This window comes from Xanthomonas pisi DSM 18956 (assembly GCF_001010415.1).
In the GTDB taxonomy this organism is placed as follows: Bacteria; Pseudomonadota; Gammaproteobacteria; order Xanthomonadales; family Xanthomonadaceae; genus Xanthomonas; species Xanthomonas pisi.
This window is the reverse complement of record NZ_JPLE01000022.1, coordinates 39,587-64,348: the sequence shown is the minus strand read 5'-3', so window position 1 is coordinate 64,348 and position 24,762 is coordinate 39,587. Positions and strand designations below refer to the sequence as shown.

Genomic DNA, 24,762 nt, shown 5'->3' with positions numbered 1-24,762 from the left:
CTGGCCAACGGCGGTCAACTACACTACATCGAACCCGACCACCTCGGCAGCCCGCGCATGGTCATTGATACCGTCCGAGACGTTGCTGTGTGGAAGTGGAGCCCGAACAGCGAAGCGTTCGGCAACACTGCGTCCAGTCAACACCCAGATGCAGATGGAACGGAATTCGTTTTCGATATGCGCCTCCCTGAGCAGCGGTTTGATGCGGTGAGTGGGTTCAATCAGAACTACTCAGGCACCCCTCTATCCAAGAACTACTGATACTTATGCGCTCTACGAGGAAGCCGGTCGCTGGCTCGGCAACTATGAAACTACTGGCGGATTCAAATTGCATGCGCTGGCCAGAGTAATTGCCATGAGTGTTTCGTGCAAAGCTACTCAGCTGTAGTACGTCGATCCAGATAACAACAAGTGACCTCATATGAAGCCTTACTTAAAATTTCTGGTTCTTATTGTCGCGGCGATGCTGGCTGTACCTGTCTTTGCATTTGTGGCGTATGACGCATTTGTAGTTGCGCCTCGCGTAGGCGATCTCCGGACCATCCTCAGCAACGCGGATCCTCTTGACCGTTCACCTCCAGCTAATATCCGCCTGTATGTCCATGCGCTGCACAGTAAAGGCGCATCACCTTCCGAGGTGGTTGCGATGCGACTGCACTCACGTTTTCTGCAACGTAGTGGCGTGTTTCGATCACACATAGAGCAGTTTCTGTGGGCACGACTGATTTCTCTGCATCTGTCCGAGGACGAGGTGCTTGCGCTCTATTCCACGCTCGCCTACAACGGAGAGGGGACAGGTTTGAATGCGTTGTCCCGACGCATGTTTGCAAAGCCGCTCAGTGACTTGGATGACCGTGAGGCGGCTACATTGGTCGCGTATACGCGGGCGCCGGGTGTGTATGCACGCGATCCTGCCAGTCTGTCTGCGCGTCGCGATCGTCTGATTTCCGATGCACGAAGCGGACTTTAGCGCCCCACTGCGCTGCCGCATCATGATGTGAAGCATTTCTATGGAGCCAGAAAAATAGAAAAATTCCTGCGATCGATGAAAACATTGTTGGGCACGCTGCTGCTTGTCGCAGGCGCCTGTCTGTTGGGTGCGGGAATCAGTGCCTCGGCGGCGACCTTTGGGTTAACCAAGTTCGCGGACGATCGTCGTGGCGAATGAGCCTTCTTGATCGTTCCAGTCGACCTGGTCTTGGGCTCTCTACTTGGCTACTTCGGCAGACGGTTCTTGGTCGGGGCGTCTGGCTACACTCGTCGGCAAATCGGTGGTGCTTTTGCGCTTCTCGTCGTCGCGTCGTGCGTGTTTCTCACTTGGCGATTCAGCAAGGGCAGTTGAGGGTCATCGGTCAGGCGCGGCTATATCGTGCGCCCCGGAAATGTTAGGTGCGAAGTGAAGCACGCCCGCGTGTCGAGGCTAGCTCGCTGCTTTATCGTAGCGGTTTGCGGCACGGAATCAGGCAGCGGATGCGCTAATCGCGGAGGCAGCGCATGCATTTTCACGTCTTCCGCGCCGCCGCCACCGCTTCATCATCCCCATCCACATCCGCCTTGACGTCGGCTTCAAACAGATTCATCAGGTCTTCGCGCGCGTCGCGCGAGGTCTGGATCACCTTGGCCTCGTCGTCGTAGACCAGGTGCTGGGCGCGCATCAGGTCTTCGTCGTGTTTGCGGAAGCGCTCGACGTGTTCGCGTGCGAGCGTATCGGTCACGCCGAGCGAGGTCAGCACGCGTCCGCCCAGTTCCAGGCTGGTGGCGAAGACTTCGCGGAACGGTTCGGCGCCCAGGTCCATCAGTTTCCAGGCATGTTGGCGGTTGCGCGCACGCGCCAGCACGGTGGCCTGCGGGTAGAGGCGGCGGATCATGCGTACCGTCTTGATATTGGTTTCCGGGTCGTCCAACGTGATCACGAACACCTTGATGCGGTCGGCACCGGCGGCGCGCAGCAGATCCGGCCGGGTCGGGTCGCCGTAATACAGTTCGCCGCCGAAGCGGCGGATATCTGCCACCGTGTCGGGATTGTGTTCCAGTGCCACAAACGGCACGTGGCGCGAAGTGAGCAGGCGTGCCACCACCTGGCCAAAACGGCCCACGCCCGCGATCAGCACCTGCGGTGACTGCGCATCGATGGTGTCGAAGGGGCGCTCGGACTTGGGCGCCTGCACCCGCAGCGGTCCGTTGAGCAGGCGCTGCATGCCGAGCAGCAACACGGGCGTCAACGCCATCGACACGCCGACGATGGCCACCAGGCGGTCATGATTGGCCGGGTCCAGCAGGCCGACCCGATCGGCCTCGTTGAACACCACAAACGCAAATTCGCCGCCCAGCCACAACACGCTGCCCAGCATCAGGCTGCTGCGTAGCGGCAGTTTGGCGACGCTGCCGATGCCGACCAGCAGCGAGAACTTCACCACCAGCAAGATCGCCACGCCGGCGGCGATCAATCCCGGCTCGGCAGCCACGCGATTGAGGTCGATGCCCATGCCCACCGAAATGAAGAACAGGCCCAGCAGCAGGCCTTCGAACGGTTCGATCTGCGATTCGAGTTCGTGGCGAAATTCCGAATCGGCCAGCAGCACGCCGGCGATGAAGGCGCCCAGGCTGGCGCTCAGTCCCGCTTCCTGCATGATCCAGGCGGTGCCCAGCACCACCAGCAACGCGCTGGCGGTGAACACCTCCGGCATGCGCGTGCGCGCCACCATGTTGAACAGGTAGCGCAGCACGAAGCGCCCGAACAGAATCACCAGGGCCAGCGCGGCCATCGCCTTGGCCACATCCGGCCAGGCGAGGGTGGCGTTCTTGCTGCCGCCGAGCAGTGGGATGGCTGCCAGCAGCGGGATCGCGATCAGATCCTGAAACAGCAGGATGGCGAAGGCCAGACGCCCGTAGTCGCTGCCCAGCGCCTTGCGTTCGGCCAGCAGCTGCAGGCCCACCGCAGTGGACGACAACGCCAGCGCCACGCCGACGATGAGCGCGGTTTTCCAGCCCAGGTTGCCCAGCATCAGCAGGCCGCCCAGGATCGTGGCAGTCACCACCACCTGGGTGGCGCCGGCGCCGAACACCGAGTGGCGCATCACCTTCAGGCGGGCAGGGGAGAGCTCCAGGCCGATCACGAACAGCAGCATCACCACGCCGATCTCGGCTGCGCCGCTGATGCGCTCGGCGTCCTGCACCACGCCCACGCCATCCGGGCCCAGCACCACGCCGGCGACCAGATAGGCCAGCACCGCGCCCAGGCCGAAGCGCTTGAACACCGGCACCGCCACGATGGCGGCCAGCATCAGCACCAGAGCCAGTTCCAGACCGCCGCTATGCATGTACGTTCTCCGTTGAGGTGCGCATTATGCCGCGCACACCGGCTGGACGGCTCGCACGCATGTGCCACATCTGCCGCCGCTACGCAGCGCGCGCCAGAGGGTTCGCTGCGCGCATCGATGCGTGGGCCCGTGCACCGAACATGCGCACGCAGCGGGCGCTGCTGCGCTTACGCCAATACTCCCATTCCCGCGCATACCGTGCCGCGTGCGAAAAATGCACGCGGCAGGTAGCCAGCCTTTCAGCGGCTTTTGAGCAGGAACCGCCGATCCAGCGGTTGCAGCGGGCGGGCATTGAACGGATACACGCGCTCGAATGCGTTGATCTGCGCCTCCGACACCTGCACCGGCTGGCTGAGCACCACCCAGTCCACCGTTTCGCTGCACGGTGGCGTGGTCAGCGAGCCTTCGTAGCGATAGAAGCCGCGTTGCGTTTTAAGCGGAAGAAAATCGTTGGCGCTGACCGTGGCGTTGGCAACCTGCCGGGTCTGATCCTTGTCCTTGGGCATGGCGTCCAGCACACGCTGGAAGGCGGGGTTGGCCTTGCCGGTTTCGAAGAAGATCGCCAGCACACCCAGCGTCCCGTCCGGGCCCTGATGCACCAGGTGCGCTTCCATCGGGAAGCGGCGGCCGTTCAACAGGTGCGCGCTGGGATGATGGAAGTGCAACTGCAGCGCCTGGTACTGCTTGCCGCCGGTCGCCATGTTGCCGCCGTCGTACAGATCCAGCTGAATGGAATGGCCGGTGTTGCGCACCACCAGTGGCACGGCGCTGTAATTCAGCAGCAGTGTGCCCAGGTTGGCGTCGATGGCGCCCTTCAGATCGATAGGGCTGTTCTGCTGGCCATTGCCGCACAGCGCGTTTTCCTTGGCCAACTCCGACCAATGCTCGGCACCTTCCGGGCCGGTGTAGCCCCATTCGTGCCCAGCGTGCGGCGCGGTCTCGTGCGCCTCCACCGGCGTGCTCTCGGGCAGCTTGGTTTGTGCCATGCCCACGGCGCCCCAGCTGGCGGCGATGCACAGGCACAACGGGGTGATGCGACGTAACAGAAGCAACCTGGAAGACGACATGCACAAACTCCTGAAGAACACTACGTGCGCGGGGAGGCGATGGCCGGTGCCATGGCGAGGAACAACGCGCCGGGCGTTGCGGGAAGCGGACTGTAGCAATGAACTGTGACCCTGAGCGCAGCGCGGCGACAGCCGGTTGTTCCGCTCCATATCAGCGTATTGGCCGCGGTCCTGGCGTCGTTCGAATGCTGCGTCGGTGCGCTGCCGACAGCTTGGCCGGGCAGGGCGATTCCGCGCTATGGCGGCCATGTCGCCGACCTGTCCACGCCAGCGTCTGCAGCTCGTGAGCGGGCACGATCCAGGCCACGCCGACGATCTGTGCATCGGAGGTCGCGCACGCGTGCAAGGTCGGCACGGCCTGTGCCGCCCGGCTTCGGGAAGCGGCGTGCGCACAGGGCATTGACCAAGCGGGCGCAGGCGCGCAGACTGCGCCGCGCTGCCGCCCGGATCACCGGTCGGTGCGCACCTTTCGGAGCCCTTACTCATGTCCAGCGACAGTCACCCTAGACCCGGGTCGATGACCCAGCTGGCGCGCGCCTGAGGCTCAGGTTCGCCGGCTGTCATCGACGACGGTCGTCACCAGGCGAACCACCATGTACAACGAAACCCTGCGCCTTGCCCAAGGCGTCGATGCCTTGACCGCCCCCCTGGCCGAGCTCAACACGGCCGATGCGGTGGAATATCTCAACACCCTCGACCGCGACGAGGCCGCACAGGTGCTGGCCGCGCTGCCGCCACCGCGTGCGGTGAAACTGCTCGAACAGCCCGAGCTGCGCGATGCCAGCGCACTGATCGCCCTGCTGCCGGCCGAGCAGGCCGCATCCTTGCTCGGCCAGATGGCCGACGACCGCGCCACCGACATCTTTCATGGCCTGGATGCCGAGCAGCGCCAGCCGCTGCTGTGGTTGCTCAGTGCCGAAGCGCGGTTGTCGATCCAGGCGCTGATGCGCTATCCGCCCAACACCGCCGGCGCGCTGATGACCACCGAATTCGTGGCGGTGCCGGCCGACTGGACAGTGGGCCGCACCTTGCAGCACATCCGCGAAGTGGAGCGTAGCCGCGAGACCGTCTACGCCATCTATCTGCTCGACCCACAGACCCGCGTGCTGCAGCAGGTGGTCACCATGCGCCGGCTGATCACCGGTGCGGCGGAGGCACCGATCCTGGACGTGGCACAGGTCAATCCGCCGGTCACCGTGGACCCGGCGCTGGACCAGGAGGAGGTCGCGCGCCTGATCCGCCGCCACGACCTGCTCGCGATCCCGGTGGTGGATGCGCGCGGGCATGTGCTGGGCATCGTTACCGTGGACGACGTGCTCGATGCATTGATCGCCGAATCCACCGAAGACGTGCACAAGTTCGGCGGCATGGAAGCGCTGGACAAGCCCTATATGCAGATCGGCTTCGGCCAGATGATCAGGAAGCGCGCCGGCTGGTTGAGCGTGCTGTTTCTGGGCGAAATGCTCACCGCCAGTGCGATGCAGCACTTCGAGGACGAGTTGTCCAAGGCAGTGGTGCTGACCTTGTTCATTCCGTTGATCATGAGCTCGGGCGGCAACTCCGGCTCGCAGGCGACCTCGCTGCTGATCCGTTCGCTGGCGTTGCGCGAGATCCGCCTGGGCGACTGGTGGAAGGTGGCGTTGCGCGAGCTGCCCACCGGGCTGACCCTGGGCGCGATCCTGGGCGTGCTGGCGATCGTGCGCATCACCCTCTGGCAGACCGCCGGCCTGTACGACTACGGCCCGCATTGGCAGATGGTGGCGCTGACCATCGGTGCGGCGCTGATCGGCATCGTCACCTTCGGCTCGCTCTCCGGCTCGATGCTGCCGTTCGTGCTGCAACGGCTCGGCTTCGACCCGGCCAGTGCCTCGGCGCCGTTCGTGGCCACGCTGGTGGATGTCACCGGGCTGGTGATCTACTTCAGCATTGCCGCGGCGATCCTGAGCGGCACGTTGTTGTAACGTCTGCGCCACGCTGGCGTGATGGCGGCTGCATACAGAGACGTCTGCAGCCGTCAGCGTCGGGCTCAGTTCCGTCCAGTGAACTGGATGGAGGGCGAGGTGCCCGCCGAGGCCGTGCAGTTGCCCAGATGCAGGTTGTTGCTCTCGCCGCTCACCGCGCCGTTGCCGATGCAGCGCGGGGCCTTGTGGGTGCCATCGTTGACAGCCAATCGGGTCGTCACCAGCGAGCCGGTGTTGAAGAAGGCTCTGCCGCCGTTTCCGTTGCCGAGGATGTTGAAATCCGCGCCGCTCCACACCGTTGCCAATTGCAGCACGCTGTCTGGCGCGCTGACGCGGTAGGCGTGCGCGCCATCCAGCAACGTGACGGTGTCACTGCCGCCCGCGCTCACCTCAACGCTGAACGTCAGGCTGCCCAACCGCGTGGTGGCGATTGCCGGCACTGCGATGGCGGCACTGTTGCGGTAACAGCTGCCGGAACCTTCGCCTGACCATCCGCCAGGGCATGCCTGGCCGTAATTGATCAGCCAGTACTGCATGAAAACCGCGCCTTCTCCGTGCATGGCATAGATGAATTGTTGCCAGACATGGCAGTCGGGGTGACCCGCGCACGCGCTGGTCGATGCATTGGCATCGGAGTCCAGTTGCAGGCTGAATTCATCGGTGGATGCCGTCGTACCGTTACTGCGAATCGTGTGCACTCCGCTGACCACAGGGAAGCTGCCCTGCGCCTTACGAATCAGGCCATTGGCCCCAAGCGCATAGTCGGTGATGGCCTCGGCCTGCATCGATGCCGCTGTCGGCATCCAGGCCGTCACCGTGGCGGGGCGGCGCACCGGTTGTGCCTTGGCGGCAGGCCGACACGGCACGCGCTTCCACTCGGTTGATGGAGTCTTCGCTAAAAAACAGCCGGTTGTCGTTTGCTCCTGCGCGACGACAGCGGTCTGCCAGGCATGCTGGACTGCCGGCGTCGCTGGGGTCTGCGCATCGGCTGTTGCATTCGCCTGTGCCACCTCCTGGATGCCCCCGGTTGCGGCGTAGGCGCTGGCGCAGGACACCATGACAACCGAGGCGACGAGGTGGCTCAGGCGTGTGTTGCACATCTTCATGGCGTGCTCCGCTGCGGTGTGACGTGGGTCCAAAGGGGCGTTTGGGCGCTGGATTGTTCCTCTGGCGTACTAATGCTCCTTGCAGTGGTTGCGGTTGCCGGATATGCGAAGTGCGGTTGTCCGATCGGATGCATACGTCAGGCTCGGATGCCTTCATCACCGGAACTGTGGCGTCCGGTATGTTTTGATGCGCCGCCCTGCAGCGCGCCGCACAGTCGCTGCTCGCGTCCGGCCATGTCCTGAAACGCCAGTGCGTGTACCGTAGCGCGATGGCATTGTTCTCCCCCGCACGATGAGTACCTATCACCTGCAACAGGTCTTTCGTCCCGGCACCGTGGCGGTGGTGGGCGGCAGCCCGCGCGATCGCTCGGCCGGGCGGGCGGTGGTGCGCAATCTGCGCGCGGCCGGGTTTCCCGGGCAGATCGGCTGGGTGAGCCCGCGCTACAGCGAGATCGACGGCGTGCGCACGGTGGCGCGGCTGACCGATCTGCCGTGGGTGCCGGACCTGGTGGTGATCACCGCGCCGGCGCGCATCGTGCCGCGCGTCGTGTCGATCGCCGCGCGGCGTGGGGTGGCCGCGGCGATCATCCTCACCGCAGGCTTGGGCCGTGGCCCCGGTTCGCCGGCCGCGCGCATGGAAGCGGCCGCGCGGGCCAAGGGCATGCGCATCCTCGGCCCGCACTGCCTGGGCGTGATCGCCCCGCATGCGCGGCTCAACGCCAGCATCGCCGCGCACTGTCCGCAGGCCGGCGACCTGGCGCTGATTTCCGAATCCAGCGCCATTGCCGCCGCCCTGGTGGAATGGGGCGTGGCGCGTTCGGTGGGGTTTTCGGCGGTGGTGTCGCTGGGCGACACGCTGGATGTGGATTTCGGCGACCTGCTCGATTACTTCGCCACCGACTACCGCACCCGCGCGATCCTGCTCTACGTCGAACGCATCGGCGATGCGCGCAAGTTCATGTCGGCCGCACGCGCCGCCGCGCGCGCCAAGCCGGTGGTGGTGGTCAAGTCCGGGCGCCAGTTCCGCATCAATCCCAACGCCGACACCCACGCGCAGGCGCTGGCCGGCTCGGATGCGGTGTATGGCGCGGCATTCGCACGTGCCGGGCTGTTGCGGGTGGGCGCGCTGGACGAATTGTTCGCCGCCGCCGAAACCCTGGGCCGGCTCGGCAGTTTTCCCGGCCGGCGCCTGGCCATCCTCAGCAATGGCGGCGGGGTGGGGCAGCTGGCGGTGGACCAGCTGGTGCTACGCGGCGGCACCCTGGCCGAGCTGTCGGCCAAGACGCTGGAGCGGCTGGATCAGTCGCTGCCGCAGGGCTGGTCGCGCAGCAATCCGGTCGACATCATCGTCGATGCCGACGGGCCGCGGTATGCCGCGGCGATCGAAGCCTTGCTGGACGACCCGGAGAACGATGCGCTGCTGGTGGTCAACGTGCCCACCGCGTTCACCTCCTCGGCCGATGCGGCCAAGGCGCTGACCCGCGCGCTGGATCAACGCAACCGCTACCAGCGCGAAAAGCCGGTATTCGCGGTGTGGCTGGGCCAGGACGATGCAGCGATCGCCGCGCTCAATGCCGCGCGCGTGCCCACCTATGCCACCGAATCGGACGCGGTGCGCGGCTTCACCCACCTGGTGCGCTACCGCGAGGCGCAGGCGGCGCTGATGGAGACCCCTCCCAGCCTGCCGGAAGATTTCGTGGTGGATGCCGGCATCGCCCGCGCAGTGGTCGACGACGCCCTGGCCGCCGGGCGGCGCTGGCTCGACCCGGTGGCCACCAACCGGCTGCTGGCCGCCTACGGCATCCCGATCGTGCCGCTGCAGGTGGCCGCCACCGCCAACGAGGCCGCCTTGCTGGCCGATCCGCTGCTGGCAATGGGGCGCACGGTCACCTTGAAGGTGTTGTCCGGCGAGATCGCGCACAAGTCCGATGTGGATGGCGTGCGTCTGAACCTGTCCAGCGTGGCGGCAGTACGCGAAGCGGCCACCGGCATCCTGGCGCGTGCGCGCACCGCGCACCCCAATGCCTTCATCGAAGGCGTGATCGTGCAGCCCACCGTGCTGCGGCCCAAGGCGCGCGAGTTGATTGCCGGCATCGCCGACGACCCGGTATTCGGCCCGGCGATCGTGTTCGGCCGCGGCGGCACCGCGGTGGAAGTGATCAACGACCGCGAGCTGGCCTTGCCACCGCTGGATTTGCGCCTGGCGCACGAATTGATCGGCCGCACGCGCGTGTCGCGCATCCTCAAGGCCTACCGCGATGTGCCGGCGGCCGATGAGCGTGCAGTGGCGCTGGTGTTGGTCAAGCTCGCGCAGCTGGCCGCCGACATCCCCGAAATCACCGAGCTGGACATCAACCCGCTGCTGGCCGACCGCGATGGCGTGATCGCGCTGGACGCGCGCGTGGCGGTGGCGCCGGCGCGCAAGCTGCACAAAGGCCGCGGCCATCCGCGCTTTGCGATCTTCCCGTATCCGAAGGAATGGGAGCGCCAGATCGCGCTCGGCGATGGCACCCACGCGCTGGTGCGCCCGGTGCGCCCGGAAGACGATGCGCTGTTCCGCGCGTTCTTCGCCCGTGTCACCGACGAAGACCTGCGGCTGCGCTTCTTCCAGTCGGTGAAGCATTTCAGCCATGAATTCATCGCGCGGCTGACCCAGCTCGACTATGCCCGCTCGATCGCGCTGGTGGCGATCGACCCCAAGACCGGCGACATGCTCGGCGCGGTGCGCCTACACGCCGACGCCGATTACGAGCGCGGCGAGTACGGCATCCTGATCCGCTCCGACCTCAAGGGCCACGGCATCGGCTGGCAGCTGATGCGCATCATGATCGAGTACGCGCGCTGGCTGGGCTTGAAGCAGATCGAAGGCCAGGTGCTGCGCGAGAACCGCACCATGCTGGCGATGTGCCAGAGCCTGGGCTTCAAGGTCACGCCTGACCCGGAGGATGCCTCACTGATGAATGTGCAGCTGCCAGTGGCCGCGGGGTGAGCAGGCATGCTGGCCTGCTCGCTCTGAGTGGAGAGTCTCGCGCATCCGCGCTGCACTATTCAGGGGTTGCTTGCCACTACCGACGTGAACCCGATGCGCATACGGCTTTGGCAGCTTGCGCTCTCTTGCAGAGAGGTGCCAGGTTCAAGGTATTCACCTCCTTCGCATCGATTGTCCCGTTGGCGTGCAATCGATCAACGATATGGAGATAAGCCTCTACATCCTCATCAGTTCCTCGGCGATCCAATTCACCACGCATTGTCTTGAGCAAGTCCGGCTTGTTGTCGATGATCCACTGGTCGACATAGTAACTGGCTGGCCTGGTTCTGTGCGAAGCAAAGAACATATCGATCTGTCTTGAGCTATCAAGCCTCTGTAGCCAGAGATCGTCGCCCCTTGCATAGTTAGAAACGAAGAAATCCCTATCTGGATCGGGTGCCGAGCAGCTCAAAAGGAGCAGGAGAAATAGGAAGAGAGCTTTTCTAATCGCAGCCACATTTCACCCCTTCACTGGTTGCAATTCTGAAGTAATTCTCAACTGTTCGCGCGTCACGCTCGGTATCGATATTTCGATATGCTTGATTTTCATTCATGCCAGATGCTTTATTTAGTAAATATTGCCCGAAATAGGATGCAAGAAATCCTGTGACACCTATGTCGTTGTAACGCGATGCATGTTCAATTTCATGTCCTAGGAGAACGATGCCACTGGATGTATTGGGAGAATCTTTCGCCAAATACACGCTATTCCCTACCGTCAACCCGATCGTTCCTGGTGGAGCGAAGCTAGGAATTCCAGTCTTTACATCTATTTTTTCCAGGATGCTATTTCGGAAAATATCCGAAAGGACTGATTTTTCACAATCGGTTAAAGCTCGCAAGCCCAAGGGGTCAATCAGATTGACTGGATTCCCTCCTACATATGCATAGGTATTCAACCCACCAGCCAGTCCAATCGGGTCACTCTGCGTATATTTTCCCAACCGACGGTCGTAATAGCGGTTCACGTTGTACCAAAGCCCTGTCTCCTGGTCGTGGTATTGCCCCGGAAAACCGACGTTCAACCCACCGATGCCGTCTTGGGTCACCCGCCGGTCGAAGGCGTAGTTCTCGGAACGCCATACCACGACCTTGCTGCTGTTGGTCACGATCTCCGGGCGGCCCAGGTGATCGTTGTGGACGTGATATAGCTGGCCGTTGCGCACCAGCCCGACTAGCTCGCCGCCGAACCACAGGTAGTTGGTCCAGACATCTCCGTTATCCTTGTGTTCGGCCAGCAATTGACTACTGGGGCCATGCACGTAGCGGAACCAGCCGTAGCTGGGCGCAGCTTTCCAGGCCCGTTCGTTGTAGGCGTTGTAGCCGTATTGGTTGGTCTCCACCGAATAGCCCACCGCGTCGTAGTTCGGTTCCACGAAGGAGGTCGCCACGCTGCGGCCGACGCTGGTCATCCGGTTGAACCCGTCGTAGCCGTAGCTAGCCGTTGAACTGTTGAAGCTGTGGGAACTGCGGTTGCCGCGGCCATCGTAGGCGTATTGGTGCGGCCCCATGCTGGTGATGCGATTGCTGCCGGCATCTACGCCCACCAGTTCGTCCCAGGTCCAGGTGTGCCGGGTCTTGTTGCCGTTGGCGTCCCAGTAAAAGGCCTGGTTGCCGGAGCCGGAGGTGACGCCGGTCAGCCGATCCAGTCCGTCGTAGGCGTAGTCCTGGCTCAGGTTGGCGTTGATGCCATTGGCGATGCGTGTGATCCGGTTCAGGCTGTCGTAGCTGTAGGTCAGCGATTGCAGCGCGGTGTTCTCCGTGCTGCCGTTGAGCACCCTGATGGCCAGCAATCTGCCGTCCACGTCGTAGAGCAACCCCCGCGGCAGGCCATTGCCATGAAACCACGACACCATCGCGCCAAAGGGCCGGAACTGGGTGCCGGTCACCACGTTGCTGACGTTGCCGTTGATGTTGACGGTCATGCTGGTCTGCCGGCCTGACGTGTAGCCGTAGCCCACCGCGATGCCGTTGGGGTAGGTGATGGCGTTCGGACGGCCCTGGGCATCGTAGTAGTAGAACGTCCAGTAGTCGGACTGTACGCCGCCGCCGGTGGTCAGTTCGCGGCGGGTGCGCATCCGTCCATCCGGTTCGTACTCATGGCGGATCATGCTGTTAGGGCCATCTGCATTGCACTGACGCCCCTTGCCATTGCTGCACCAGTCGTAGCCGTAGCTCATGGTCTGGCCGTCCGCGGTGATGGCGGTCAGGCGTCCCATCGCGTCATAGCCGTAGCTGGTGGACGCGCCGTCGTTACGCACCATCCGGGTCCGCAGGCCTGAGGTGCTGTACTCGAAGGTGGTGACGCCACTGTCGGGACTTGACTGCCACCACAGGTCGCCGAAGCCATCGTAGAGGTAGGTGGTGATCTTGTTGCGCGGGTCGGCGATCCGGGTTGGGCGGTCCAGCGCGTCGTAGTCGAAGAAGGTGGTATTGCCATGCGGATCGCGCGACTGGATCACGCGATCCAACCGGTCGTAGGACAGCATGGTCTCGCGGCCAGCGGCGTCGCGCGCGCGCACGACATTGCCGTTGCCGTCGTAGCTGTACTGCACGCTCTGGCCGTTGTTGCCGCGCTGGGCGCGCACGCGCCCGAGCTCGTCGTAGTCCGTGTAGGCCCGATATTTCTCCACTGGATAGAGCGCCTTCGATTGCGCTTCGCCGGATTGGCACGGCGGCGGATGCGGCGTACCGCCTCCCCTGGTGGGAAAGCACAGGGTCTGCTCCTCGATCGCCTGGTCGATGAGGCTGATCGGGTTGCCTGCGAGATCGTAGGCCAGCGTGCGCTCTTCGGTCGTGCCACGGTTGGGCAGGATGCCGCTGACGGCCCGGCTCAACTTCTTCAGGTTGTCGCCGTTGTCGTACAGGCGCAAGGTCTTGATGCCATCGGGCGTGGTCACCGATGACAGCCGGCCGAAGCCGTCGTAGGCGTAGACCGTCTCGGCCGCGGTGGAGCCGTTGGGGAATTGCCGATTCAGCATCAGCCGGCTACGGGCGTCGTAGACGTATTCGGTACGGTCGCCGTTGGGACCCACCACGGCGCCCGGCTGTCCCAGCCCATTGTGGCCGCTGTAGGTGGTGACATGCCCCATCGCGTTGGTGACCGCTACCAGGTTGCCGAGCGTGTCGAAGGTCTGGGTGCTGCTGCCGCTGGCAGGATCATTGGTGCGCACGCTCGCCAGCATGCCGTTGGCATGCTGCGTGTAGGTGTAATCGACCACGCGCTGCCGGGTGCGGCTGGCGGGCACGGCACTGGACAGGTTGGTGGTCGTGATCCGGGCGATGCGGTTGTCGGCGCCATAGCTGTACTGGGTCTGCAGCAGTTCGCTGCCTACGGCTGTTCCGCCGACGGTGATGCTGGCGATCCGGTTCTTGCCGGTGTCCCACGCGTAGGTGGTTTTGCGGGCGTAGGCCGTGCCATTGGCTTGGATCTTCTGCACGAGGCGTCCAGCTGCATCGTGCTGGTAGAGGGTTTCGTTGCCGTTGAAATCGGAGGTCAACGCCACGTTGCCGTTGCTGTCGTAGCCGGTGGCGGCATAGGTCGCCGCGCAATAAGTGCTGGGTGCCCCGTGGTTTCCTTGTGCTTGCCGTCCTGGAAGACATAGGTGGCCTGCTTCCCGAGCGGATTGGTGGACACCACCGTCAGCAGTCCGTTGGCGCCCGGCGTGTAGGCCAGGGTGTTCTTGTTCAGACCGTTGTGCTGGGTACTGACGGCATAGCCATTGCTGTCGTAACCGAAGGTGGAATAGCGCGTGCCGTTGATCGATTTTCCGGTGAGCGCGCCGGGACGGGCCGACAGCTCGTAGTGGTAGACCGTCGTGGTGGCCGGATCGCCGGGTTGGGAGGTCGACGCCAGCCGATGCAGGCCGCTGCCGAACTGGTTGGCATGATAGGCGTAGCCGTAGTAATTGCCGGCCGGATCGCGCACGGCGATCAACTGGTTGCCGTTCCAGCTGAACTCGACATAGCGTCCCGAGGTATGCGTCACCCGTGTCGGCAACGTGCCGTTGTAGCTGTAGGTCCAGCCGATGCCGTAGGGGTTGGTCACCGACTCGACATAGCCGGAGGCGGAATAGACCTCCGTGGCATTGTTCTCATCGGTCAATACCCACTTCCCGTCCGAACGCTGGGCGATGCGGGGCCAGCCGCGGTTGCCGCTGGTGACGTAGATGCCGCCAAGCTCGCTGTTGAGCGTGAACTTGAGCGTCGTCCCATCCGGGCGCCAGGCATACAGGACGTTGCCGCTCAATCCGCAGTTGCCGCCGCCGGGCCGTGGATAACAGCTGTCGACCGTGGTGCCGGTGGACAGTTTGTAGTCGAAATTGCTGATCCACTGCCTGCCGAACAGGCCGGCGCCGGTCCAGTAGTGGTTGTAGGTTCGGCTCAGCTGCAATCCCATGTCGCCACCGGAGAGGAAGTCGACCTCCTTCTCGATCTTGTTGCCTGTGGCCAAGACGATGGGATTGCCGACCGTGGCCGGCGCGCCCACCGTGACCTGGCCTTGGTCCACATCGCAGGCGTCCTTGATCTGGGCATCGCGTCCCGCGATGGCCGTGTTGGCGGGAGGCGTGACATAAGCGCCTCCCGCGCCTCCACCCGTCGGCGGTGAACTCACGACCCCTGCATTGCCGCCGCTGTCGGGAACATCCTGCCACCAGCAGTCCCGTACCCAGACAGGCACTTGCGAGGAAACCGACGAGGTGCCGGATCTACAGATATAGACCGCTGCGGCGGAGGCTGTCTCCGGCAGAAACCCCAGTGCCACCACCACCACGCCGGCATACGCCAGCCAATGCTTCCTCAGCATGTCCCTGTCCCTTTGTCCCCTGGATGCAGGGCGGGCATTGCGCCATCGTCCCTGTGGATGTGACTGTCATGGCAAGGCGGAAACCATGTCAATACCCCCTCCAGGACTTGATGGGGCTAGGTCGATAGCGCTGCCGGGCCGTCGCTGGCTGGGCTTGAAGCAGATCGAAGGCCAGGTACTGCGCGAGAACCGCACCATGCTGGCGATGTGCCAGAGCCTGGGCTTCGGGGTGCGCCCGGATCCGGACGATGCGACCCTAATGGCGGTGACCTTGCCGGTGTCTCCGCCGTAGCAGGCGGCTCCGGCCCTTGCTGGTGCTGGGCTGGGAATGGCCGTAGACTCCGTGCGATCTGGAGCGCGGCGCGCCTGGCTCCACACTTTCACGGACGATGTCATGGCCGACAGCGATGTTCGATCAACGCGTGGCACCATCACCGGTGCACACAATGCCTGTGGCATGGGCGCAGTGCCGCGCTACCACCCTGTCCGTCCAGGGTCACGAGCGGCGAGCCAACGACGCGATGCCGCAGATGACACCTCCTTCCATTTCGCTGATCACCTGTTGACGTGTGCTGCTACGGCATACGCCCCCGGGTCGTGACGGTCCGCTTCTATCTCAGTCCTGTCGGGAGTTTCGATGTTTCGTGATTTTAGGATGTCCTTCGTCGTCACAGCGCTGTGTCTCGCGGCGGCCGCCTGGTGGGGTCACAACTCCAGCATGGGCATATGGCAAGCCTTGTGGCTGTGCGCGGTGCTGAGCGTGCTTGAAGTGTCGTTGTCGTTCGACAATGCGGTGGTCAACGCCGGCGTGCTCAAGCACATGAGCGAATTCTGGCGAAAGCTGTTTTTGACCGTCGGTATCCTGATCGCCGTGTTCGGCATGCGACTGGTGTTCCCGATCGTGATCGTGTCGGTGGCGACCGGCATGGGCCTGATGCCGGTGATCGATCTGGCGCTCAACGAGCCGGAAAAGTACAGCCAGGTGCTGACCGATCATTACCCTTCGATTGCGGCTTTCGGCGGCATGTTCCTGCTGCTGGTGTTCCTCAACTTCCTGTTCGATCGTGATCGCGAGCTGCACTGGCTGGGACCGGTGGAGCGCCTGGTCGGCAAGCTGGGCAAGGCCGATGCCATGTCCGTGATCGTCGCGGTCGCCGTGCTGTTGGGGACCAAGCTGTTCCTGCCGCAGGACATCTTCCAGAGCGTGCTGTTCGCCGGTATGGGCGGCATCCTGCTGTATCTGCTGGTCGATAGCGTGGATGCGCTGTTCGAGTCCGAAGAGGATGAGGGCGGTGTCAGCGTCGCCAAGCGTTCGGGCGTGGCCGCGTTCCTGTATCTGGAAGTGCTGGATGCCTCTTTCTCGTTCGACGGGGTCATCGGCGCGTTCGCGATCACCCGCGACGTGGTGATCATCATGCTGGGCCTGGCGATCGGCGCGATGTTCGTGCGGTCGATGACGGTCTATCTGGTGCACAAGGGCACGCTGGACGAATTCGTGTTCCTGGAGCACGGCGCGCATTACGCCATCGGCGTGCTGGCGATCATCATGCTCATCGGCACGGTGCACCACGTACCGGAAGTGCTGACCGGCCTGATCGGCGTGGCCTTCATCGCGGCCTCGGTGTGGTCCTCGATCCGCTACCGTAAGCGGCACCCGGCTGGCGACAACGCGTAGCCTGGCCGACTGTCGTTCGCTGTTTTCGGCAGGGAGCGACGCTGGTGCGGCCAGGCCCACAGCGTCGCGCCACGCCGGACTGGCCGGCACCGCCGGCGGCGCGCTGCGCCTGCCGCATGTCTGGCCAACCTGCCTGACACGATGAACCGGCCTCTTTCCCGCCTTTCCTTTATCAGGTGAAGTCATGCGTCGTTTGCCCGTCTATTTGCTCCTCGACACCTCCGGATCCATGCGCGGCGAGCCGATCGCTGCGGTCAATGTCGGGCTGCGTGCCCTGGTGACATCGCTGCGGCAGGATCCATCGGCCCTGGAGAGCGTGCACATCTGCTTGATGACCTTCGATGCGGACGTGAAGACCATCCTGCCGCTGACGCCGCTGGACCAGCTGCAATTGCCGGAAATCACGACCCCCGATTCGGGTCCCACCATGCTCGGCAAGGCGCTGGAGCATGTCTGCGAGCGTGTGGATCTGGAAGTGCGTCGTTCCAGCGAAGACGCCAAGGGCGATTGGGCGCCGTTGCTGTTCGTGATGACCGATGGCAGTCCCACCGATCTGCAGGTGTTCGAAGAGCAGATTCCCGAACTGCGCAAGCGCAACTTTGCCAACATCATCGCCTGCGCGGCAGGTCCCAAGGCCAAGTCGACCTACCTGTCCATGTTCACCGCCAATGTGTTTGCGCTGGATACGCTGGACAGCGCGTCGTTCACCAGCTTCTTCAAGTGGGTGTCGGCAGCGGTCAGCGGTGGCAGCCGGAGTCAAGGAACCCCGGAGGGCACGGCGCTGCCGCCGCCGCCGAGCGAAATCCAGCTGGTGCTGTAACCGCGGTTGCCGCGTTCTTGAGTCGCTGTCTTCGTTGCGGAGTCTGAGATGCGTCGCCTTCCGATCTATTTCCTGCTCGACGTCTCCGAGTCAATGATCGGGGAAAACCTGTATCGGCTCGAAGAAGGCCTGTCGCACATCGTGGCGACGTTACGGACCGATCCGCACGCGCTGGAAACCGCGTGGATTTCGATCATCGCCTTCGCCGGCCAGGTGCGCCGGTTGCTTCCGCTGACCGAACTGACGAGCGTGGTCGTGCCCAGCCTGCCGGCGGGCGGTGGGACCTCGCTGGGCAGGGCAATGAACTATCTGATGGACGAGGTGGATGCCTCGGTGCGCCGCAATACCCCTGAGCGCAAGGGCGACTGGAAGCCGATCGCCTTCCTGATCACCGATGGCAAGCCAACCGACGATATCGCGCCGGCCCTGTCGCGCTGGCAGCAGCACTACGCCAGCCGCGTCTCGTTGGTTGCGGTCTCGATCGGGCGCAATGCCGACCTGGGAGTGCTCAGCCAGTTCACCGATGCCGACAAGGTGCTGACGCTCGATGACAGCAGCGACGGTGCGTTTCAGCGCTTCATCGCCTGGGTCACGCAATCGGTACAGGCGCGTAGCCGTAGCGTGGGTGATGTGACCAAGGAAGAGCAGCTGCCAGACGCCGACGTGTCGATTCTGAAGAAGCTCAATCTGGACAAGCCGATGGAGCGCGTCGACGAGTCCAACGCGTACTTCGTGTCCAAGTGCCAGCGTAGCGAATTGCCGTACATCTCGCGCTACGAGCCGATGCATCAATCCTTCGATGTCGGCAGCGCGCAACTCAGCGCCACCACGTATCGGCTGGTCGGCTGCTATCCGGTCAAGAACAGCTATTTCGAGATGTCTTCAGAGGCGCCCAACTTCGCCACGGTGGAGTCGGACCAGATCTTCGGCACGCCAAGTTGCCCGCATTGCGGTAACCGGATCGGATTTGCGATGTGTTCCTGCGGCAATACGTTCTGCGTTGCCGGGGAAGGAAAGCAGACCTGTCCATGGTGCCAGCAGCGCGCCTACTTCGGCTGTTTCGCCGATGGAGAGTCGGTCGAGATCTCGCGTGCGCGGGGCTAGCTGATGTCGCCATTGCCACCACCGGCGCCGCCGGCGCACGTGCAGGCGCAGGCCGCTCTGGCCGAGGTGCTTGGCAGCTACCTCCGTCAGCACGGGGTTGCGCCGGAACCGGCCCTGCTCCGGCAGCTGCTGCAGGAAGCGCCGGTGCTGGAGTTGCTGCATTGGCTCGACGCCACCGCCTTGCGCCTTGCGCCGCCGCTTGCGGCTGCATTGGCATCCACGCCGCCGCCCGCTCCCTCCGCGACAGCCGAGGCGCAAACCGCAACGGTACCGAGTCAGGCCGGGCAGACCCAGGTCGAATCGATCACGCTGGGTAAGAATGCGCCTGCAGGACCGGCGTCCGCTCCTGGGGTGGCGGCCGATGCGCTCTTCGTGGCTCCCGCCACCACCGCGCCCACAACAACGGCGCTGCGTTGGCGATTTGCCAATGCCACCGCGGGTACGCCATATCGCGCCCAGGCCACGCCAGTCAGTGATCCGCAGCGGCCCCAGCTTCAGTATCGCCTGATGGCGGTCGATGGCCTGCAGGGAAGCGGCTTGCGCTTCGACGCAGCGGACGGCGTCCTGTCCGGTGTGCCGAGCACAGCCACAGCGACCGGTGAAGAAATGCATTTTGCCGCGCGGTTCGTGCCGGTCGATGCGGCAGGGGGCGCGCCAGTCCATGCCGGCGTGGCCAGCTTGCTGGTCAATCCCGACCCGCGCGCGCTGTGGAAACAGCGTGAGCCGGATGCAGCCTTGGGCCTGCGTAAACCGCATACCGCAACGGCGCACGCGCAGATTGCCGGGGCGCAGGTGGTCGCCGCCAGTGTGCGCGGGCGGTCCCACGCAAATGCGGCCAGTTTCCGCGAAGACGATTTCGCCATTGCCACCGACCGAGATGCTCGCTGGCTGGTCTGCGCGGTTGCAGACGGCGCCGGGTCGGCGCCGCTGTCGCGACGCGGCTCGGAGCTGCTGACGCGGCATGCCGTCACCGCGCTGGCGGCGCACATGGATGGCATCGAATGCTGGACGCACGGCCAGGGGCTGCAATGGCAGCAGCACGCCGAGGTCCTGCCCAGGGTGCAACCACGGCTGACGCAGGCCGTTTGCGCCAGCCTGGTCTCGGCCAGCCAGGCCCTGGTCCAGCACGCCACCCTGCTTGGCGTCGATGAAAGTGCACTGGCCGCGACATTGATGCTGACCGCCGTGCGGCCTTGCGGCGAGCAGCTGCTGGTCCTCAACTACTGGATCGGCGATGGCGCCGCGGCGGCCTACGACGCTGCCACCGGCCAGGTGCAGTTGCTCGGGCATGCCGACGCCGGCGAATACTCCGGTCAAACCCGGTTCTTCCTTTCCGATGCGTTGGCCGGCGATCCGCAGGCGGCCGTGCAGGCGCGCCTGCGCTGCGTATGGCTGCCTGCAGGCGCGAAGGTGATCCTGATGAGTGACGGCGTGTCCGATCCCAAGTTCGGTACCGAGCGCGCCTTGCAGGACCCGGCGCAGTGGCAGCACTGGTGGCAGACCGATATTGCGCCGCAACTGCACGTTGAGCAGGGCAGTGCGCGCTGCCTGGATGCGCTGGTGGACTATCTCGGCTTCTGGTGCCCAGGCGAGCATGACGATCGGACCTTGTTGATGATACAGACGGAGCGGGTGGAATGAGCGCTGCCATCATCCGGACCACCGCCCACGATGGCAGCGCCGTCGAGTTCTACGACCAACTGCGTGGCAGTGGCGGACTGAAGGACTGCTATTTCAGTGTGGACGGCAGTTATGTGGTGCTGTTCTTTCGCCAGCCGCCCGATGCCAACGTGCGTGAGCGGATCGCCAATATCGTTGGCCGTTTCCGCGACGGTATTTTCAATCAGGTGGGCGGCGAGTACTGGAGCGGCATGTTCTGTTGGCCGCAACGCACCCTGGAATGGAATGGCCGCTTCGGCCTGGTTGCGCCGATGTACGCACGGCACTTCTTTTTCGAACATGGCTCGCGCAATGGCGATGTGCTGCAGATCGTCGGCCGTGAGAAGGAAGGCAAGTGGTTTGCCTCTGCCAATAACCGCAGCAAGTATCTGGATCCGCGCGAACTGGGGAACTGGGCCAGCCACCTGCGCATCTGCCTGCTGATTGCCCGCGCAGTCCGCCGCCTGCATATGGCGGGGCTTGCGCATTCGGATCTCTCCTACAAGAACGTGCTGGTCGATCCGGTCGGTGGCAACGCCTGCATCATCGATATCGATGGGTTGGTGGTGCCGGGAAAATATCCGCCGGACGTGGTCGGGACGCCGGACTTCATCGCGCCGGAGGTCGTCGCCACCGCCAGCCTGCCCAAGCACGACCCGCAGCGTTGCCTGCCGTGTATCCAGACCGACCTGCATGCGCTGGCCACCCTGATCTACATGTACCTGTTGTATCGCCATCCGTTGCGTGGCGGCAAGGTGCACGACCCGGATGCCACGCGCGACGAAGAGCTGGCGATGGGCGAACGGGCGCTGTTTGTGGAGGATCCGCACGATGGGTCCAATCGCGTGCGGTTGAGTGATGTGCGCAGCAGCGAACTGCCCTGGGCCGATACCACCGCGCGGCCGTATACGTTGACCGGCCCCTACCTGGCGCCGCTGTTCCTGCGCGCCTTCACTGCGGGGCTGCATGATCCGCAGCAGCGGCCGCAGGCCCTGGAGTGGGAGAACGCGCTGGTACGCACCGTCGATCTGCTGCAGCCATGCACCAATGTCCGGTGCGAGCAGGGGTGGTATGTCTTCGACAATACGTCGCGGCCGCGCTGTCCGTTCTGTGCCACGCCCTATCCCAATGCGCTGCCGGTGCTGGATCTGTATTTCTCCACGCACACGCCCGGTCAGTTTCGGCCGGAAAATCATCGTTTGGTGGTGTACACCGGCCAATCCCTGTTTCCCTGGCATGTCAATCGACACCTCGCGCCCAACGAAAAGCTCGCCCTCGAGCAACGGCGACGCGTGGGCTACTTCGTGCTGCACGAGGAGCGCTGGTATCTGGTCAATGAGGCGATGCCCGAGCTCTACGATGCGACCGGCAGCATGCTGGTCCCCATCGGGGAAAAGGTGGAGCTGACGCAGGGGCGGCAGCTGCTGCTGTCGCGTGCGGAGGGCGGGCGCCTGCTGCATGTGCAACTGGTCCAGGCCGACGCGGCAAGCAGTGTCGTTGCGGTTGACTAGACTTGCGGGGCAGGTCACTCTTTCGACCTGCGGATTGCATACCGGCTGTGCCGATGCAACGGTATAGCGCAGACGGGCCAAGCCAGGGACAGGGGTAGTGACGAATCTACAGGTCGGACAGAACATAGCCCTGGAGGGCGATCGGCTCGACGCGCAGGTCACGATCGCTGGCGTGCCTTCCGGCATGGATCTGGATCTCAGTGCGTTCGTCCTGAACGCCCAGGGCCAGGTCATCGATGACAGCGCCTTCGTTTTCTATGGGCAGCCAAGCTTCCAGGCCGGCGCCGTCATGCTCGATGCCGCAGCGCGGCGGGTGAGCGTGCAGCTGTCTGCGTTACCGGCAGCGGTCGAGCGCGTGGCCGTTGCGATCACCATCGATCAGGGGATGCGGCGTGCGCAGCGCTTTGCGCAGCTGCAGCAACTGACACTGGAGGTGGCCAGTGGTGGTCAGGCTTGCACCTTTGCCCCGCCGTTGGTCGGCATGGCAGAGACGGCGTTGATCCTGGCCGAGTTCTACCGGCGCAACGGCCAGTGGAAGCTGCGTGCGGTGGGGCAGGGATTTACCGGGGGGTTGGGCCCGCTGGCAAAGCATTTCGGCGTGGATGTGGCTGACGATCCGGATGCGACCACGGCCGCGCCTGCCAGTGTGCCGCCGCCTGTGCCCGTCGCCCCGCCACCTCTACCGCCACCGCCGTCGGTAAATCTGTCCAAGATCGTGCTTGAGAAATCCAAGCCGGTGGCACTGGAGAAGGCGTCGGGCAAGTTCGGTGAGATTGTGGTCAACCTGCGCTGGAGTCGCGGTGGCGGCCTGTTTTCGCGCGCCATCGATCTGGATCTTGGCGCGATGGTGGAGATGCAGGACGGAGACAAGACGGTCATCCAGGCGCTGGGCGGCAATTTCGGTAGCCTGGCGCAGATGCCGTACGTCAAACTCATGGGCGACGATCGCAGCGGCAGTTCCGGCCAAGGCGAGTTCCTGCACCTCAATGGCGATGAGTGGTCGCGCATCAAGCGCGTGCTGATCTTCGCCTTTATCTACGAGGGCACTCCCAACTGGTCCAGCGCCAATGGCGTGGTGACCATCCGTACCCCGGGCCAGCCGGAGCTGGAAGCGCGCCTGGACAGCCCGAACAATCGCGACGGCATGTGCGCCATTGCCATGCTCGAAAACAGCAACGGCACCCTTCGTGCAACCAAACAGGTGGACTATTTCACCGGGCACGACACGATGGATCTACGGTTCGGCTTTGGTTTTGAATGGAGAGCCGCCCGCAAGTAGCCGGTATGTCTCGTCCAGCGGGCGCTGCCATGTGCCCGTGGACGATCACCCGCGTTTCCCAGGAACCGCAAGGTTCTGATTCTTACCCCGTAAATCTAAGGAGTTCACTATGAGCGTCAGTCTTTCCAAGGGCGGTAACGTCAATCTCAGCAAGGAAGCACCTGGCCTGAGCGAAGTGGTTGTGGGCCTGGGCTGGGATCCGCGCGCCACCGACGGCAGCGAATTCGATCTGGATGCCAGTGCATTCCTGCTCAAGCCGGACGGCAAGGTGCCGGACGACAGCAGCTTCATCTTCTACAACAACAAGACCTCTGCGGACGGTTCGGTCGTGCACCAGGGCGACAACCGCTCCGGCGCTGGCGAGGGCGATGACGAGCAGATCGCCGTCTCGCTCAACGGCGTCCCCGCCGCTGTCGACAAAGTGTCGTTTGCCGTCACCATCCACGAAGCCGAAAGCCGTCGCCAGTCGTTCGGCATGGTGGGCAACGCGTACATCCGCGTCGTCAACAAGGCAGACAACAAGGAATTGGCACGCTACGACCTGACCGAAGACGGCTCCACCGAAACGGCGATGATTTTCGGCGAGCTGTACCGCAATGGCACTGACTGGAAGTTCCGTGCGGTTGGTCAGGGCTTCAAGGGTGGCCTGGGTCCGCTGGCTGCACAGTACGGCGTCAATATCGGCTGATTCCGGCATGGCCAGCTGCGTCGGCGCAGCGGCCACGGAGATGGATCATCGGTGGCCGCGCGAATGAAGATTCGCGCGGCCACCTTCACACCGGGCGCGGCTCGGTGATGACTCAAGGAGACTGCAATGAGCGTTAGTTTGAGCAAGGGACAGCGTATCTCGCTGAGCAAGGAAGCCGGCGCACAGTTGACCAAGGTGGTCATGGGGCTGGGTTGGGATGCAAAGAAGACCAAGGGGTTTTTCGGGTTTGGCCAGCGTGACCAGTCGATCGATCTGGATGCCTCGTGCCTGATGTTCAACGATGCCAATCAGCTGGTCGACCAGATCTGGTTCCAGCAATTGAACTCGCGTGACGGCAGCGTTCGACATACCGGCGACAACCGTACCGGCGATGGCGATGGTGACGACGAGCAGATCGTCGTGCAGCTGGACAAGATTCCGACCGGAATCAAGAGCCTGGTGTTCATCGTCAATAGCTTCACCGGCCAGAGTTTTGCGGAAATCGAAAACGCGTTCTGTCGCCTGGTGGATGCCAATGGCAACAAGGAAGTCGCACGCTACAACCTGTCGTGCCAGGGCAATCACACCGCCCAGCTGATGGCCAAGTTGTATCGCCATGAAAACGACTGGAAGCTGCATGCCATCGGCGAGTCCTGCTCCGGCCGGACGTTCCACGACATGCTGCCGGTCATCAACGGCCAGCTGTAGGCATCCAGCTGTAAACATCCAGGACGGCT

At 63.8% G+C, this 24,762-nt stretch carries 18 protein-coding genes and 1 pseudogene; 14 read left to right on the top strand and 5 right to left on the bottom strand.

Annotated elements, in window-relative coordinates:
- The 3 genes and pseudogenes from Y887_RS20935 to Y887_RS20150 form a co-directional block, all read left to right on the top strand.
- A pseudogene (locus Y887_RS20935) lies at nt 1-261 on the top strand (hypothetical protein); the annotation flags it as partial.
- A gap of 160 nt (nt 262-421) precedes the next feature.
- The gene (locus Y887_RS18735; RefSeq protein WP_084725951.1) at nt 422-970 is read left to right on the top strand and encodes a transglycosylase domain-containing protein; all 549 of its coding nucleotides are present in this window, start codon (nt 422-424) and stop codon (nt 968-970) included.
- A gap of 27 nt (nt 971-997) precedes the next feature.
- Nucleotides 998-1,168 (top strand): hypothetical protein, encoded by a 171-nt coding sequence (locus Y887_RS20150; protein ID WP_157004316.1) that lies wholly within the window; start codon nt 998-1,000, stop codon nt 1,166-1,168.
- A 334-nt stretch (nt 1,169-1,502) separates the two neighbouring features.
- Here the strand turns inward: Y887_RS20150 and Y887_RS06555 are convergent, their stop codons facing one another.
- A complete protein-coding gene (locus Y887_RS06555; protein WP_046963573.1) occupies nt 1,503-3,320 on the bottom strand; it encodes a monovalent cation:proton antiporter-2 (CPA2) family protein in 1,818 nt (605 codons plus the stop codon).
- A 239-nt stretch (nt 3,321-3,559) separates the two neighbouring features.
- The gene (locus tag Y887_RS06550; protein ID WP_046963572.1) at nt 3,560-4,387 is read right to left on the bottom strand and encodes a carbonic anhydrase; all 828 of its coding nucleotides are present in this window, start codon (nt 4,385-4,387) and stop codon (nt 3,560-3,562) included.
- A 593-nt stretch (nt 4,388-4,980) separates the two neighbouring features.
- On the opposite strand from Y887_RS06550, the gene mgtE reads away from it, so the two are divergent.
- Entirely contained in the window at nt 4,981-6,348 is a 1,368-nt protein-coding gene (mgtE, locus tag Y887_RS06545; RefSeq protein WP_046963571.1) for a magnesium transporter, read from the top strand.
- Nucleotides 6,349-6,413: 65 nt separating this feature from the next.
- On the opposite strand, the gene Y887_RS06540 is transcribed toward mgtE, so the two are convergent.
- Nucleotides 6,414-7,454 carry a hypothetical protein gene (locus tag Y887_RS06540; protein ID WP_146093448.1) on the bottom strand — a complete coding sequence of 347 codons (1,041 nt, stop codon included), beginning with the start codon at nt 7,452-7,454 and terminating at the stop codon, nt 6,414-6,416.
- A 292-nt stretch (nt 7,455-7,746) separates the two neighbouring features.
- Here Y887_RS06540 and Y887_RS06535 point away from each other — a divergent pair, with 292 nt between their 5' ends.
- Nucleotides 7,747-10,443: a bifunctional acetate--CoA ligase family protein/GNAT family N-acetyltransferase gene (locus Y887_RS06535; protein WP_046963570.1), complete on the top strand. Its 2,697-nt coding sequence runs from the start codon at nt 7,747-7,749 to the stop codon at nt 10,441-10,443.
- A 482-nt stretch (nt 10,444-10,925) separates the two neighbouring features.
- On the opposite strand, the gene Y887_RS18250 is transcribed toward Y887_RS06535, so the two are convergent.
- Together Y887_RS18250 and Y887_RS18245 are read right to left on the bottom strand one after the other, a co-directional pair.
- Nucleotides 10,926-13,988: an RHS repeat-associated core domain-containing protein gene (locus Y887_RS18250; RefSeq protein ID WP_052764948.1), complete on the bottom strand. Its 3,063-nt coding sequence runs from the start codon at nt 13,986-13,988 to the stop codon at nt 10,926-10,928.
- On the bottom strand, nt 13,979-15,289 hold the full coding sequence (locus tag Y887_RS18245; protein WP_052764946.1) for a DUF6531 domain-containing protein: 1,311 nt from the start codon (nt 15,287-15,289) through the stop codon (nt 13,979-13,981). The genes Y887_RS18250 and Y887_RS18245 overlap by 10 nt, the downstream gene beginning before the upstream one ends.
- Nucleotides 15,290-15,443: 154 nt before the next feature.
- Here Y887_RS18245 and Y887_RS18730 point away from each other — a divergent pair, with 154 nt between their 5' ends.
- The 9 genes from Y887_RS18730 to Y887_RS06485 all read left to right on the top strand — a co-directional run bounded on the left by Y887_RS18730 (nt 15,444) and on the right by Y887_RS06485 (nt 24,733).
- The gene (locus Y887_RS18730; protein ID WP_162199152.1) at nt 15,444-15,581 is read left to right on the top strand and encodes a hypothetical protein; all 138 of its coding nucleotides are present in this window, start codon (nt 15,444-15,446) and stop codon (nt 15,579-15,581) included.
- Between the two features lie 345 nt (nt 15,582-15,926).
- Nucleotides 15,927-16,964: a DUF475 domain-containing protein gene (locus Y887_RS06520; protein WP_046963569.1), complete on the top strand. Its 1,038-nt coding sequence runs from the start codon at nt 15,927-15,929 to the stop codon at nt 16,962-16,964.
- Nucleotides 16,965-17,148: 184 nt separating this feature from the next.
- Nucleotides 17,149-17,784 (top strand): vWA domain-containing protein, encoded by a 636-nt coding sequence (locus tag Y887_RS06515; protein ID WP_046963568.1) that lies wholly within the window; start codon nt 17,149-17,151, stop codon nt 17,782-17,784.
- A gap of 48 nt (nt 17,785-17,832) precedes the next feature.
- The gene (locus tag Y887_RS06510; RefSeq protein WP_046963567.1) at nt 17,833-18,888 is read left to right on the top strand and encodes a TerY-C metal binding domain-containing protein; all 1,056 of its coding nucleotides are present in this window, start codon (nt 17,833-17,835) and stop codon (nt 18,886-18,888) included.
- A 3-nt stretch (nt 18,889-18,891) separates the two neighbouring features.
- Nucleotides 18,892-20,529, top strand: coding sequence for a protein phosphatase 2C domain-containing protein (locus tag Y887_RS06505; RefSeq protein WP_146093447.1), 1,638 nt, complete (start codon nt 18,892-18,894; stop codon nt 20,527-20,529).
- On the top strand, nt 20,526-22,058 hold the full coding sequence (locus Y887_RS06500) for a helix-hairpin-helix domain-containing protein (protein ID WP_046963565.1): 1,533 nt from the start codon (nt 20,526-20,528) through the stop codon (nt 22,056-22,058). Before Y887_RS06505 ends, Y887_RS06500 begins: the two co-directional genes overlap by 4 nt.
- 97 nt (nt 22,059-22,155) lie before the next feature.
- Entirely contained in the window at nt 22,156-23,337 is a 1,182-nt protein-coding gene (locus Y887_RS06495; RefSeq protein WP_046963564.1) for a TerD family protein, read from the top strand.
- A gap of 109 nt (nt 23,338-23,446) precedes the next feature.
- Nucleotides 23,447-24,025: a TerD family protein gene (locus Y887_RS06490; RefSeq protein ID WP_046963563.1), complete on the top strand. Its 579-nt coding sequence runs from the start codon at nt 23,447-23,449 to the stop codon at nt 24,023-24,025.
- A 126-nt stretch (nt 24,026-24,151) separates the two neighbouring features.
- A complete protein-coding gene (locus Y887_RS06485) occupies nt 24,152-24,733 on the top strand; it encodes a TerD family protein (RefSeq protein WP_046963562.1) in 582 nt (193 codons plus the stop codon).
- Nucleotides 24,734-24,762: the final 29 nt, after the last annotated feature.